The organism is Paenibacillus vini, assembly GCF_018403325.1.
In the GTDB taxonomy this organism is placed as follows: Bacteria; Bacillota; Bacilli; order Paenibacillales; family Paenibacillaceae; genus Fontibacillus; species Fontibacillus vini.
Genome location: NZ_BOSL01000025.1, coordinates 1 through 14,342 on the forward strand (window position 1 = coordinate 1; position 14,342 = coordinate 14,342).

The 14,342-nt window shown below is 48.4% G+C and carries 8 protein-coding genes and 1 rRNA gene; all 9 read right to left on the reverse strand.

Going from position 1 to position 14,342, the window contains the following annotated elements:
• Nucleotides 1-218, reverse strand: a 16S ribosomal RNA gene (locus KJS57_RS24330); the annotation flags it as partial.
• Nucleotides 219-670: 452 nt separating this feature from the next.
• Nucleotides 671-2,161: an ABC transporter substrate-binding protein gene (locus tag KJS57_RS24335; RefSeq protein ID WP_213656614.1), complete on the reverse strand. Its 1,491-nt coding sequence runs from the start codon at nt 2,159-2,161 to the stop codon at nt 671-673.
• 46 nt (nt 2,162-2,207) lie between these two features.
• Nucleotides 2,208-3,659, reverse strand: a complete 1,452-nt coding sequence (locus tag KJS57_RS24340) for an ABC transporter substrate-binding protein (protein ID WP_213656615.1) — start codon at nt 3,657-3,659, stop codon at nt 2,208-2,210.
• A 102-nt stretch (nt 3,660-3,761) separates the two neighbouring features.
• On the reverse strand, nt 3,762-5,120 hold the full coding sequence (locus KJS57_RS24345; protein ID WP_213656616.1) for an ABC transporter substrate-binding protein: 1,359 nt from the start codon (nt 5,118-5,120) through the stop codon (nt 3,762-3,764).
• A gap of 268 nt (nt 5,121-5,388) precedes the next feature.
• Nucleotides 5,389-6,768, reverse strand: coding sequence for a radical SAM/SPASM domain-containing protein (locus tag KJS57_RS24350; RefSeq protein WP_213656644.1), 1,380 nt, complete (start codon nt 6,766-6,768; stop codon nt 5,389-5,391).
• Between the two features lie 230 nt (nt 6,769-6,998).
• A complete protein-coding gene (locus tag KJS57_RS24355; RefSeq protein WP_213656617.1) occupies nt 6,999-8,180 on the reverse strand; it encodes an Abi family protein in 1,182 nt (393 codons plus the stop codon).
• Nucleotides 8,181-8,320: 140 nt separating this feature from the next.
• Nucleotides 8,321-10,345, reverse strand: a complete 2,025-nt coding sequence (gene ligA / locus KJS57_RS24360; RefSeq protein ID WP_213656618.1) for an NAD-dependent DNA ligase LigA — start codon at nt 10,343-10,345, stop codon at nt 8,321-8,323.
• Nucleotides 10,346-10,616: 271 nt separating this feature from the next.
• Nucleotides 10,617-13,001, reverse strand: a complete 2,385-nt coding sequence (gene pcrA, locus KJS57_RS24365) for a DNA helicase PcrA (protein ID WP_213656619.1) — start codon at nt 12,999-13,001, stop codon at nt 10,617-10,619.
• A 463-nt stretch (nt 13,002-13,464) separates the two neighbouring features.
• Nucleotides 13,465-14,208 carry a heptaprenylglyceryl phosphate synthase gene (pcrB, locus tag KJS57_RS24370; protein ID WP_213656620.1) on the reverse strand — a complete coding sequence of 248 codons (744 nt, stop codon included), beginning with the start codon at nt 14,206-14,208 and terminating at the stop codon, nt 13,465-13,467.
• Between the last annotated feature and the right edge of the window lie 134 nt (nt 14,209-14,342).

Here is a 14,342-nt window from a genome sequence, read left to right on the forward strand (position 1 = left end):
CCGTCTTTCATTATTTCACCATGCGGTGAAATAAATTATCCGGTATTAGCTACCGTTTCCGGTAGTTATCCCAGTCTTACGGGCAGGTTGCCTACGTGTTACTCACCCGTCCGCCGCTAACCATCAGAGGAGCAAGCTCCTCATCAAGTCCGCTCGACTTGCATGTATTAGGCACGCCGCCAGCGTTCGTCCTGAGCCAGGATCAAACTCTCCAATAAAGGATGAACAAATCATTCGATCAACGACCGAAGGATTTTTCATCCAAGATGGAAGGAGTCTCATACCCGAAGGTAAGAGGTGTTCCATCAAGGTGTTTGACTTGCTCATTTTGAAACTGACGATTATAAAAATCGTTCATTTTTTGACGTGTTCCATTTGTTCAGTTTTCAAAGAACTTGCTTGCTTTTGTTCAACATTTTTAATGAATATCATAATTTGTCGAACAGTTACTTATTATATCGAATCTTTCTTTCAGTGTCAACTTCTTTTTTCTCGATGCAAGCAATTCAGCAAGCAACCGTCCGAAGCGACAAGAAATAATTTATCACGCCTGAACAAGGAATGCAATAAGTATATTTTTCCAAAATAATATTCAGTGAGCCGGATGAAAATAAATAAGACTAACCCGCCCCGTTCAAGGTTCGGATTAGTCTTTTGTAAACTAACTTTATTATTCAGTAACTGTCTCTGTCTCTGTTTCCGTTACATTGACGGAACCCGCATCTGAAGTGGCAGCATCACCGCTGCCTTCTTCCGCCTTACCTTCCTTACCCGCATTAGCCTCTTTATCCTTGATGGCCTTGTCGAGCGCTACCTGGCTTTCCTGCTCCATCGTTTTCAACGCTTCATCCAAGGATTTCTTCTTTTCTTGAACAAAGGCTAACTCACGATCTTGTATCTGCTGGAATTGGGAGTAGAACTCAACTGGAATTTCATCCGTACGCGAGTACATATCCGCTGACACTTTAGGTTTCAGCTTGTAGAAAACATCCAAGCTGTGCCCGTCAAACTCTTTATTGTATCCCATCCGGGACAGCAACCCGTTGTTCATAGTTCTGGATTTGATCTTTGCAAAATCCTCCCCATTAATAAACTTGATGAAATCCCATGCAGCGTCTGCATTCGGGGAACCCGCCCTAATTCCGAAAACATCATACAAATATACGCTTCTCGTAGTTTCCGGATCGGCCGGATCAACCGGTCCTGATACCATTCCGAGTTCAAACGGCTTGTAATCTTTGAGAGAGCTTTTAACTTCTTTTAAATTTTGCAGGATGTACGGGTCACCCGTCGTGATGGCCATCCGGCCCATAAGGAACAATTGGCTCTGGTAATACTCCTCCATCGAGCCCCCCATAAACCCGCCATCTTTCGGATTATAAACCGTCTTCGAATCTATAGCATCGAGGGCGAGCTTATATACTCTTTTCCATGAGTCCGTATTGAGCGTGACCTTTTTGGTACCTGGATTAACCGCAGTCAACCCTTCCGCCGAGGAGATATTCTGTGCCAGCATGCTTAGCGACATTCCGTAATTCGTGCCGTAACCATAAATCCTCGTTTTGTCATCTCCATCCGTCGGGAATCTCCGGGCCAAATCGAGAATATCCTGCCAACTCATCCCGTCGTGTGGAAGTTCTACGCCATGCTTTTTGAACAGATCCGCATTATAAAAAACAGCGCTCCCGCCAAAGGTTGGACTTAAACCGTAAAGCTTGCCGCCCCCTTTTTCCTTCAGGATCTCAAGGAGGGCCGGGTAAATCGTCTCGGTATCATATTTATCCCGTTCAATTAATGTATCCAATTCCATCAGTTTGCCGTCGTTGGCCAATTTATCGTAGTTATCCGTGCCCACCATAACGACATCCGGTTGTTCTTTGTCGATGAAATCCCGTACAGCCTTGTTATAATCCATAACCTCCCCGTTATTGCCGGAGTAAATCGATTGAGTGCTGATTACTTCAATTTCGGTGTTGGGGTATTTCATCGCAAACAAATCACCATACTGCTGAAAAAAATAGCTTTCGTCGTAAAACATAACTTTAAGGCTCCGCTGGGTTTCACTTTCTTTCGCGGGACCGGTCGAGCAACCGGCGGCAATCACCATTAGACTGGCCATTGCCGTCAGCGTAAGTTTACGAACCAATTTACTTTTCAACATAAAATAAAAGATCCCCCCATCATAAAATATCATTTCCTAATAAACTCTAATTTGCGGATTTAGTCTCAACTGTTATGCTCTGCTCTCCAGCAGCTCCGTCTCCCGCGCCTTCTGCGGAATCCGAATCTTTCTTGCTAGCCTGTTCCTTTACCGCTTTATCAAGTATGACTTGCCCTTCCTGCTGGATCGCCTTCAGCGCTTCGTCCACGGATTTACTCTTGCTTTCGACGAGGCCTATTTCTTTAGAGACGATCGGATAATATTGGGTATAAAAATCATTCGGAATTTTCTCCATATTCCGATAAGTGTCCTCGGGGCTCGGCTTCAATTTATAGAACGCATCCAGACTTACACCATCAAATTCCTTGGACATGCCCATTCTGGACAGAACTCCATCGTTCATGGTTCTGGATTTGATCTTCGCGTATTCATCGCCGTTTACAAATTTCATAAACTCCCAAGCTGCGTCTACATTCGGTGAATTCGCCCGGATTCCAAAGATTCTGCCCAGGTAAATATCGCGGGACGTATCCGGACTTGCCGGGTCCGCCGGCCCTGCGGCTATGCCGATCTGAAACGGTTTATAGTCTTTGATCGAACTCTTGGCTTGCTTTAGATTCTGTAAGAAGTAGACGCCGTCCACCGTCATGGCCATGCGACCCATCAAAAACGGCTGGCTTTGATAATACTCTTCCATGGTCCCGCCTTGGAAGCCGCCATCCTTCGGATTGTAGATAGCATTTGAAGCTAATGCATCCTGCGCAAGCTTATAAGTCTGTTTCCAGGAATCCGTATCCAGCGTGATCTTCATCGTATCCGGATTAATGGCCTTCAGCCCTTGGGTCGAAGCAATTCTGGAAGCCAGGTTCTCAAGAGTCGTGCCGCCGTATTGTTCACCGTATCCATAAATCCGGGTCTTCTCATCCCCGTCGGCCGGAAAACGACGAGCCGTTTCCAGAATTTCCTGCCAGGTCATTCCATCGTGCGGTACTTCAACGCCGTGTTTAGCGAACAAGTCGGCATTATAATAAATCACGCTTCCGTAAAAGGATGGAGCCAGTCCGTATAACTTTCCGCCACCCTTTTCCTTCAACATTTCAAGCAGGCCGGGAAAAATCGTATCGGTGCTGTATTTATCCTTGTCAATTAGCGTATCGAGTTCCATCAACTTGCCTTCGGACGTAAATTTCTCAAAGTTATTGTTATCCATCATGATAACGTCCGGCTGTTCCTTCTCTACAAAATCGCTAAAAGCTTTATCCATATCGGTTTGCTCGCCGTTATACAAACTGTTCGTGCTTACGACTTCAATATCGATATTCGGGTATTTCATCGCGAAGAGATCGCCGTAGGTTTGATAGAAATATCCTTCATCTCCGAACATGACTTTGAGGCTTTGCTGTGTTTCCTTTTCCTTGGCCGGTCCGGCGCTGCACCCCGCGATGAGCACTAGACTAATTGTCAAGATCAAGGACTTATGTACCCATTTGAATCCCATTGTTACCCCCTAAGTTATTGTATAAATTTGGACACTCTAGTCATATAACGTACACCGCTCAACTAAAGTTACATATTAATTGTTATAGTTTTCCACGATTTGTTACATATTTTGGAGAGTGTTCTCTAAAGAAAGGTCCAAAGCGGCTTGTCCTTCAGCCTGCATTGTATTCAAAGCTTCTTCCAATGATTTCTCCCCGCTTAGAAAGAGTTGGGTTTCCCTATTCCTTATAATCTGAAATTCGCTAAAAAAAGAAGAAGGAATCCCCTTCAGGTCTGCATTGTTAGAATTTATCGTCGGCTTTAAAGTGTAAAACGCATCGAGCGCGACTCCGTTATACTCCATTTTGTAATCGCTTCTCGACATTAAACTGTAAGGCGTTTTTGATTTAATCGCTGCCAGTTCGCCGCCATGCAGAAACCGGAAAAACTCCCATGCCGCCTCCGGATTTGTTGAATTTGCATTTATTGCTGTAATGTCTCCGAAGCTGATTTCCCGGGTTGTCTCCCGGTCTGCAGGATCGACAGGTCCAGAGACGAGTCCCACCTCAAAAGCCTCGTAATCTTTAATCATCTCCTCCGCTTGCTTCAACTTCTGAAGAATATGGGAGCCATTCACCGTCAAGGCGGCGCGCCCCATGATAAAAGGTTCTCTCAGCATCGACTCTTCGGTTGTTATTAACGAAGCCCCAGCCTCATCAGAAGGGCCATATATTGCATTCGAATGATATGCGCTTAGCGCAGTCTCATAAACTTTTCTCCAAGAGACTGTATCTATAGTCATCTTCATTGTCTCGGGGTTCACATACGTCAAGCCTTCTGCATGGGAGAATAGTGAGAGCAAATTTTCAAACGTCAGGGAATAATTCGCCCCGTAACCGTAAACCCGGTTCAGTTCATCTCCTTCCGCCGGAAAGTGGCGTGCCAACTCCATAATCTCTTCCCAAGTCATCCCATCTTGCGGCGGTTCAATTCCATACTTCGTGAACAGGTCTTTGTTGTAATATACGGCGCTTCCGTAAAAAGAAGGGGGTAGTCCATATAATTTCCCGCCACCGATCTTACGCATCGTATCGACAAGACCAGGAAGCATGGCTTCCAGGCTGTAATGGTCTTTTTCAAGGAGGGGATCCAGTTCCGCAAGTTTGCCTGCACCTGCATATCGTTCAAAGATATCGGTACTAACCATAAGAATATCCGGCCGTTCCCGCTCTACCAATTCATCCAAAGCATCATCATAGGTTTTGTCCCCCAAATTATTACGCAGGTCTTGCGTGCTAACGACCTCAATGTCCACATTCCCGTTCTTCATCACAAATAGATCGCCATATTGCCGAAAGAAATAATCCTCATCCGAAAATAACACTTTAAGGCTGGTCTTCGATTTCAGCTCTCCCCGCGGCTCGTTTCCGGCACAGCCGGCAGCAAGACCAAGGCTTAGCGTCATTAAGATCAATTTCATTGCAATCATCCTTTTCAAACGAACACCCCCAGAATATGGATAATTCTCTTGAATTGAACGTATTGCGATCATAAAAGTTACAGAGATGAAAAAATCCCTCGCCGCCAACGGCCAAGGGATCTTCACTGAAGCAGATTTGTTAGCTCAAATTACCCGGCACCGACTTGGAGACACGGCCCGTTTTAATTAGTGCAGCTTGAGCTGCGGAACGAATTACCTTCACAATGATTCACCTCCTTGAAAAAAAATGGGCATGATGCGTTGTGATTCAGTTAGAATGCACCACTTCATTCGCTTCGTCCGCTTCGTTCTGAAGCCAGATCGTCCGGAGCGCACGTTTAATCTGTCGTTTCTCGTAAGAGCACGGACGCTGTCCGGTGCGCATACGGAATAAAGGACAATGATTACCATGACAGGCAGGGCGGAAGAAGCAAGACTGGCAATTCTCGTCGCTCTCCTCGCCGGAAGTCGTCCATAGCGCCAGCTTGTCGTAATCCATGTCCAGTGTGCCGTCTTGATGAATCACGCCCAGCCTGTTATTGTCCTGCTCCATAGCCACGGAACATTTGTACAACAAACCGTCGGAACCGATGACCAGAGAATTCGGCTTCGCCGCATAACACACGGCACCTGTTGGCAATAACGTATCCGAAATAAAAGAACTGACGGTAAGCCCAGCCGCAATCGCCTGCTCATTGAACTCCCAGATTTTAATATCCTTGGTCCGCTCATCGCATACCGGGAGGTTCAGATCATTCTCCCCTCCCATGCAGCCGACGGGGCGGAAATACACTTTAAACCGGGGATCGTCTCCGAACATATCACGCAGCACAGGAATGAACCGGGAAACGGAGTCCAGATTGCTGTTGTCAAAATTGACTCGGACATTGATTTCAAAATGACGGTTCACTTCTTTTAAGGACAATAGATTGTCGACGATGGTTTGATAGGTTCCGCCACCCCCATGGAGACCCCGGCGGGTGTCATGCACCTGCCCTTCGCCGTCCAGCGTTACCATAAACCGCTCGACTTGCAGATCCAGCATCTGCTCGAACCGTTCCCGGGTTAAATAATAGCCGTTGGTTGACATTTCGGCGCCGTAAACCGCCCCGCTCCGTTCACAAGCAGCCATAAAAGAGCGGGACAGCCGCTCAATGATATGCGGTACAAGCAGCGGCTCGCCGCCGTGCCAGCTAATCGTCAGGCGATTCAGCGTCTTTGCGCGATCTTCCATATAAGCTTCCAGGCCATTAATGACGTCCTGACGCATGGAGGCCCGTGGAAAGTGTTCGTAACAATAGTTGCAGCGGAAATTACACGCTTCAGTTACCAGGAGGACCAAATGCATCGTATCCTGAGCGTGCATGGATTGATGAAGGAACAGAGCCCGGCGGAGTTCATCCGTTTCTTCTCTGACGAGGAAACCGTGCTCAATCAGTCCGGAACGAATCTCTTCATCGCTCTCATCAACAACTTCCTCGGCTCCTCCTGGATACAAACAATCCAACACCCGATTTCTTTCTTCTCCCGTAAAGGATGCGATGGCCCCCGTATAGCTGTTGTAAAGCACCAGGGCGCCTTCTTCATTGTCACTCTGCGCATTAAAGCGCGATGGCTTCCACTGGAGCCGGAATGCATCCAGATTCATCGTGTCCATTCCAAATTCCCATCCTTCACTTCTTCATTTCTAAGTTTCTAAGTCTCCAGGTTCCAAATTCCTAAGTGCAAAGGGAAAGAACCTTTCGTTTGGCACTTTCCATCATGAAAGGAACCCCGGGTCGCTTCAATGACCTCAGTCACTTTGCACAAAAAAACTCCGGGCTTAAGGTTCCGCAAGGGAGCCTGCAAGCCCGGAGTTTCTCCGGCTTATGCCGACTTCTACTTAATGAGATGAGTATACCAATCAAAATCTAAGCCCATTAACCGTTCAACCTTTTGGTATGGAGTAGTAGGTAATGTAGAGTTTAATGACCTCAACTCTCTTTTTATATCATTTTTAAATTTTGTTAATTCCGTTTGATTTAAAAATAAAGATATGCAAAACATCAAAGAATAGATGCTGTGTCTATGGCGTTCAATTTTTTCAAATTGTCTATTGACTAAATATCGCGTTCCACCTTTTAACGTATTTATTTGAGTTGATTGAGGAAATTTACTCAAATATCCCATAAATTCATCATCAATAGGGATATGGACATTATTACAATAAAACCGTTCATTATGCGCACATGAATTACGATACAGCCCTAAAATATGTATTACTCTTGAAGCATTTAACACTTTTAACTGGTTTGATAAGCCACCGCCATTTAACTTCAACTTATCTAAAACTAATAATTGAACATCTAAAGTCAAGATCTCGAATAGTTTACTCACATTCCCAAAAGTCATAATATTAGTAAGTATCCACATAGGTAGATATGTATGTTTATCTAAGTAAGAACTAATCGATTTGTTTTTTTTACGTTGTTGACCAATTTGTTTATAAACGATAGCAATCAATGAATGATATATTTCGTCTTTATTAATTATGTATTGTTTTGGGTGCCGTCTCATCGTATCATTACGCCCTGGATCCGTGCCAATTACAGTATATTTATGTCCACTTTTCTCATTCACCACATATGTTTTTACATCTGTTAAATCATAGTAACTACGTCTTAAATATTCACTTTCTCTATGTAAGATGTTAACTAATTTTTGTTTCTTCCCCATATCTGTATGATGTTCATAAAAAGATTGTACAATTACATCTTTAAGACACTCTTCAATTATTAATATTCTCTCTAGGAATATCCTTCTTAATTTTTCATCGAATATATACAATGCCTCTAAATGAGATGGAGTTGTCCCTGGTATATAATAATCTTCATTGGGATCTGCATGAGCCGGATAGTTATTTCTATCAAGCAAGAAAGGGTCTTTATAGCCATTAACCAAATTATAATAATTATAACGTTTAATGACTCCACGTTCTTTTTCTTTGTCTTTTGGTATTGCCATTCCACGAGCTCTTAGTTTATCTAATCTACCACGAAGTGTATTGTAATGCTTTTCCATACTTTTCCTCCCTACAACGAGAAAACCCCATACATACTCGAAGGTACATACAGGGTTTTCTAACTGATCTCTAATATTATTATACAAAACAATAAAATATATGTCATCCACTTTTTTATTTACAGAAAATATTCCTCGCGCTATATGAAAAAATCCCCGCCATTCAGCAGCCTGATAAATTCGTTCTCATCCTCGATCACCGGAATGCCGAGTTCCTGTGCCTTGGCCAATTTGCTTCCGGCTTTCTCGCCGGCGATCACCAGATCCGTCTTCTTCGAGACGCTGCCGGTAACCTTCGCGCCGAGCGCTTCCAGCCGCTCCGTCGCCTCGTCACGGCCGAGCAAGTGCAAGGTGCCGGTCAATACGACGGTTTTGCCGGAGAAGAAGGAATCCGTCACCGGAGCCGTTACCTCCGGCGCTTTGGCCTCAACGCCTTGGGACAGCATCTTTTGAATGCCGGCTTGCATAAACGGGTCGGCAAAGAACGAAACGATGCTCTCGGCCACAATGCCACCGATATCCGGCAAGGAGGTCAGCTCCTCGACAGTGGCGGACATGATCGCGGACAAATCGCGGAAATGATCGGCCAACACTTTCGTTGTCGACTTGCCGGTGTTTGGAATACCGAGCGCGAACAGGAAGGAAGCGAGGTCGCGTCCCTTGCTCTGCTCAATCGCCTGGAGCAGATTATTCGCCTTTTTCTCTCCGAACCGGTCCAGCTTGATCAAGTCCTCAAACGATAGAGTATACAACTCAGCCGGTTCGCGGACATTCAGTTCGTCATGCAGCTGTTCGGCGGTTTTCTCGCTGAACGTTTCGATATCCATCGCGTCGCGGGACGCAAAATGCGTGATCCGGCTGACGATCTGCGGTTTGCAGTCCAGCCGGTTGTTGCAGAACAGATGAGCTCCGCGCTGCTCTAACGGAAAACCGCAGGCCGGGCAGTTTTCCGGATAAACGATCTCCCCGCCGTCCTGTTCCTCGGTCACTTTGCCGAGGATTTCCGGAATAACGTCGTTGGAGCGGCGGATGAACACACGCGTGCCAAGCGCGAACTTTAGATTCTTGCGTTCAATATCGCCCACATTGTTGAGCGTGCAGTTCTGCACGGTGACTCCGGCGAGTTCCACGGCTTCCACCTTCGCGAGCGGCGTGATTTTGCCGGTGCGTCCCACGTTCCAGGTCACCGATTCAAGAATCGTGGTCGTCTCCTCGGCTTCAAACTTGAACGCAACCGCCCAGCGCGGGAACTTGTCGGTATAGCCGAGCGCCTCACGTGTGCGCATGTCAGTGATCTTAATGACGGCCCCGTCGATCAGATAGTCCAGCGAAGAGCGCTGTTCCACGATCGAGTGAAGCACCCCCATCACTTCCTCAAAGCTCTGGTGATAAGTCACGTAAGGGTTCACCTTGAAACGGTTCTCCTTGAGGAATTCCATCATCTCCCGGTGATCGCTAAACTGAATGCCGTTAGAGTACCCTACATTATAGAAAAAAGCACTCAGCTTCCGCTCCGCCGTCGTGCGCGGATTCAAGTTACGAAGAGCTCCTGCCGCGGCATTGCGCGCATTCTTGAGCGGCTCCGCCGCAGTCTCGTTATATTTGGCGAGGACGGACAAATTCATAATGCCTTCGCCCTGCACTTCGATCGTACCATCTTTGTACGGAATCGTAAGCGGTACGGAACGAATAGTTTTAACCTGGGCCAAAATGCCTTCTCCGACGGCTCCGTTCCCCCGCGTGGAGGCTTGCACCAGCTTGCCGTCGGTATAAGTCAGGTTGAGTGTAAGGCCGTCAAACTTAAGCTCCACTACATATGTGGGCTGAGGCAGCGGGTTGTCGGGATGTTTGCTGTTGTAGTCGGCGACCAATTTTTGAACCCGATTATTCCAGTTGATCAGCTGCTCTTCATTTTGCGCTTTGTCGAGGCTCCATAATGGAGCCAGGTGCTTATGCGGCTTAAAGCCCTGCAGCAATTCGCCGCCGACCCGAAGCGTAGGGGAATCGGGGAGCTGCACTCCGGATTCCTTCTCTAAAGCGACCAACTCGTCGTACAGCACGTCATACTCCTTGTCGCTGACGAGCGGCTGGTCCAAAGTATAGTAGTGATAGCTGTACTGATTCAATTGCTCGACAAGCTGTTCCATTCTTTGCATAGCATCCATGCGGGACAACCCTCCTTATATGTATGGAAACGAAGGGACCCGGGGCTTCCGGGGCCGCTTGCGTCTCGATTTAACTATCATTTTCTCTGGCTCTGGCTGCTCTTGCAGGCTGGCTGATAAAAAACCTGGGCGGGTACAATATATCCATTTGTCCACTTTTAGGTGGACACTTTTCCGTTTTGTCCTCCTCAGGCGCACAAAACGACCTGGAAGTTGCAACAGCCAGTGCTTGGTACACTGGCTGTATGGCTGAATGCCTGCTGAGCTTCTACTACTCCGTCACCTTCGTGATCGGAGCGAATCCCGCCAGCAGGCGCTTCACGCCGACCGGCGCCGGAAAGGCGATTTGCAGCTCCATGTCATTGCCGGAGCCTTTAATCGCCACGACGGTGCCGATGCCCCATTTGCCGTGCGACACTTTGTCGCCGGCGCTGAAGCCGTCGCCGGAGCTGCCGGCGCCCGGCGTTGATTTCCTCGCGGTGGACGGGCCGCCGGAGGTACCGGCCATGCCCGGTACCGTCACGGTTACGCCGCCGCTGCTGCCATTGCCGCTTCGGCCGCCTGCGGCAGGCCGCGAGGCCGGTGATTCGGCCCCGCCGCCGCGGTGGCCGAAGTTGCTGCCGCCGCTGGCGCCGAAGCCACGGCCGCTGTACGCGCCGCCGATGCCCGCCCCCCGGCGGTAGCGGTCGCGCTCAATGCCTGTATCTTCCTTGAGTTCCTCAGGAATCTCCTCCAGAAAGCGCGACGGCGGGTTCGCCGTAGTGCGGCCGAACAGCGTGCGCATCTGCGCGCAGGAGAGGAACAGCTTCTCCTCGGCCCGCGTGATGCCAACATAGGCGAGGCGGCGCTCCTCCTCCAGCTCTTCATTATCAAGGAAGGCCCGGCTATGCGGGAACACGCCTTCCTCCATCCCGATAATGAAAACGATCGGGAACTCCAGTCCCTTCGCGCTGTGCATCGTCATCAGCACAACGGCGTCATCGTTTTGTTTTTCCGCATCGCTATTGTCGTTCATGCTGTCGATATCGGCGATCAGCGCCAAATCGGTCAGGAAGGATACGAGCGTCTTATCTTCATTATTATTCTCAAATTCCATCGTTACTGACAGGAACTCATCAATATTTTCGAGCCGGGAACGTGACTCCAGCGTATTTTCACTTTGCAGTTCCATCCGGTATTGAGACATTTCCAGCAGTTTCTCGGTCAGTTCAGTCACGGACAGATACTCGACCATTTTGTGCAGCGCGGCGATCATGTCATAGAACTCAACCAACGCATTACGCGTACGTCCTGCGAAGCCGAGGTCGTCCACCGTCTCCAGCACGCGGAAAATGGAAGTGCCCCGCTGCGCCGCCGCATCCGCCAGCTTGCCTACCGTCGTATCGCCGATCCCTCTTTTTGGCACATTGATGATCCGGGTCAAGCTGATATCGTCGTCCGGATTGGACAGAAGCCGCAAGTAACCGAGCAGGTCCTTAATTTCTTTACGATCGTAGAACTTGATGCCTCCGACGATCTGATACGGGATATCCGATTTGATGAGAATTTCCTCGATTACCCGGGACTGGGCATTAGTCCGATACAAAATAGCATGATCGCGGTGTTGCTTGCCGTCTTTTACATTTTTGGCGATCTCCGAGGTTACGAAATACCCCTCATCATGCTCCGAATCTGCGCGGTATACTTTGATTTTGTCCCCGTCGCCTTTGTCGGTCCACAGTTTCTTCGGCTTGCGTCCGGTATTCCGCCCAATTACGCCGTTCGCCGCGTTCAGAATCGTCGAAGTGGAACGGTAGTTCTGCTCCAGCATAATCGTGCTCGCTTCAGGATAATCCTGTTCGAAATTCAGGATGTTACTGATGTCCGCCCCCCGCCAACGGTAGATCGACTGGTCGCTATCGCCCACGACGCAAATCCGGTGATGCTTGTCAGCCAGCATGCGGCACAGCATATATTGGGCCCGGTTTGTATCCTGATACTCATCGACGTGGATGTATGCGAATTTTTTTTGATAGAAATCCAGCACTTCCGGCGTCTCTTTAAACAGCTCGATCGTCTTCATGATCAAATCGTCGAAATCGAGCGAATTGTTGTTGCGGAGCTTCTTCTGGTACATGGTATATACTTTAGCGACGATGCCTTCAAAATAGTCCCCGATCTTTTGCTCATACTGTTTCGGGGTGATCAATTCGTTCTTCGCCGTGCTGATCATCGACTGAACCGCCTTCGGCTCAAACTTTTTCGTGTCGATGTTCATCTCTTTCATGCAATTGCGGATCACGGAGAGCTGATCGGTAGAATCCAGAATGGAAAAGTTCGACGTAAACCCGATACGCTCGATATCTCTACGGAGAATCCGTACGCACATGGAGTGGAAGGTGGATACCCAAATGTCGCGGCCTTCCGACCCGCCAACCAGCCGGGAGACCCGGTCCTGCATTTCGCGGGCGGCTTTGTTCGTAAACGTGATCGCGAGAATCGCCCAAGGCGGGGCCTTGCGCGTAGCGATCAGGTAGGCGATGCGGTGCGTGAGCACGCGCGTCTTGCCGCTGCCCGCGCCGGCCATAATCAGCAGCGGGCCTTCCGTCGTCTCGACGGCTTTGCGCTGCTCCGGGTTTAGGCGGGCCACCGCCTCTTGTATATTAACAGGTTGCATAGAAAATGCTCCTTTCCAAATGCTCAATACTTAATGTGAAGTGAAAGTGACTCCACGTTTTATCGAATAATATAGGATGAATTGTGAAGAAGATTAATGATAATGACGATGGACGATGGCGATGATGATTCGCTGGATAAACTAGTTGATAGGCTCTAGGACAAGGTAGATTGATGCTTGTAGATTAGTAATATGATAATAAATATAGTGTTTAAATCGAGTGTTGGACATTAACTGGAAAATATACAGCTAATTTCGCCGTCTTCGTGCAATCTCATTAACTAACTGTAAAACCTACAGCTAATTCGCCTTCTACACGCCAAAGTTGCCTAATTCGTCTTAAATAGATGGAGGTTTTACAGCTAATTTAGTCGTAGGCTGCAATTTTGCCAAAATAGCTGGAGAAAATGCAGTTAATTTGTTTTCGGTAGGGCTTGGGTTACTTGGGTTACTAAGGTTGCTCTTACCTGCTACCACTGCCGTAGAAACTACCGTTACTGCTACCGCCAGTAATACTATTCCCTTTCACCGCCCGGACTGTGCTCAGCGCACCTTGAAGGTCGCTGTAAATTGCGTTACCGACAACGATTGTGTCGCTGACGGCCGCCGCTCGGCGTGCTGTTTCGGCATCGTGAATCCCCCCGCCATAAAAAAGACGAGCACCCTCAAGACATCTGCGCACATCCGCTACAAGCTCCATGTCGCCGAATGTCCCGCTATACTCTACATAGATGATCGGCATCTGCAGCAATTTGTCCGCAACCTGGGCGTACGCGGCGGCAGCCGCTGCATCCAGGCCAGTGGTGGCCTCCGTAACTCGGGCAACCGTGGAATCGGGGTTCAGAACGAGGTAGCCTTCCGGAACCAACAACTCCCAAGGAATCATATACCCGTACTGCTCGACCGCTCGGGCATGCTGACCGACCAGCCAATCACTCCGCGAGGTGTTCAGCACCATCGGTATCATATATAAATCAAATCCCGGCACGACGGCTTCCAAATCGGAAACCTCCAGCACGCATGGAATTTCAAACCGGCGGATGCGCGACAAGAGATCCACCGTATTCTCATACGTCACTCCGCTGGAGCCTCCCACCATAACGGCATCGCTCCCGGACATACAAATGGCTTCCAGCACCTCGTCTTCCAATGGACGATCGGGGTCCAACTTGAATACATGCCGCCAAGACTGCAAACTTTGCTTCAACACCGACTCCTCCAAGCTTGTCCAAACTATTCATATACCCGTTTCGGTCACGAAAAACGGGGCCTCTCTCCCGCCCCGCTCGTGCTTTGTCCGCTGTATTAGGTCAACCTTTATTTCGTATCAGCTGATTCATG

What these genes read in the sequence shown, in the direction of transcription:
- KJS57_RS24335 (WP_213656614.1), bottom strand. Translation starts at nt 2,161, where the DNA reads ATGTTGAAAAGTAAATTGGTTCGTAAACTTACGCTGACGGCAATGGCC.
- KJS57_RS24340 (WP_213656615.1), bottom strand. Translation starts at nt 3,659, where the DNA reads ATGGGATTCAAATGGGTACATAAGTCCTTGATCTTGACAATTAGTCTA.
- KJS57_RS24345 (WP_213656616.1), bottom strand. Translation starts at nt 5,120, where the DNA reads ATGAAATTGATCTTAATGACGCTAAGCCTTGGTCTTGCTGCCGGCTGT.
- KJS57_RS24350 (WP_213656644.1), bottom strand. Translation starts at nt 6,768, where the DNA reads ATGAATCTGGATGCATTCCGGCTCCAGTGGAAGCCATCGCGCTTTAAT.
- KJS57_RS24355 (WP_213656617.1), bottom strand. Translation starts at nt 8,180, where the DNA reads ATGGAAAAGCATTACAATACACTTCGTGGTAGATTAGATAAACTAAGA.
- ligA (WP_213656618.1), bottom strand. Translation starts at nt 10,345, where the DNA reads ATGGATGCTATGCAAAGAATGGAACAGCTTGTCGAGCAATTGAATCAG.
- pcrA (WP_213656619.1), bottom strand. Translation starts at nt 13,001, where the DNA reads ATGCAACCTGTTAATATACAAGAGGCGGTGGCCCGCCTAAACCCGGAG.